Genomic DNA, 259 nt, shown 5'->3' with positions numbered 1-259 from the left:
CCAAGCGCGCAGCAAGCTTCCAGCATGTAAGCGGCGCGGAGATACCCGTGCCCCAGCATCTCGCCGGCATGGCGGATGGCGTCGTGACCATCGCCTTCCACCCGCATCATCTGGCGCTTTCGCAGCAGACCGGCGCCTCGCCGGAGCTTTCGGCACGCACGCTGATATCGGAGATCACCGGTTCGGAAAGCTTCGTCCATCTGGACTTCAACGGAGTGCGCTGGGTGATGCTGGCGCATGGCATTCACGACATCGACCC

At 63.7% G+C, this 259-nt stretch carries 1 pseudogene; it reads left to right on the top strand.

What is annotated here, in order from left to right:
• Positions 1 to 47: 47 nt before the first annotated feature.
• Positions 48 to 259: pseudogene (locus SB659_RS19890) on the top strand (hypothetical protein); the annotation flags it as partial.

The sequence above is a fragment of the Arthrobacter sp. SIMBA_036 genome (assembly GCF_046535135.1).
In the GTDB taxonomy this organism is placed as follows: domain Bacteria; phylum Actinomycetota; class Actinomycetes; order Actinomycetales; family Micrococcaceae; genus Arthrobacter.
The sequence above is the reverse complement of the archived record's forward strand: the minus strand, read 5'-3'. Positions and strand labels throughout refer to the sequence as shown.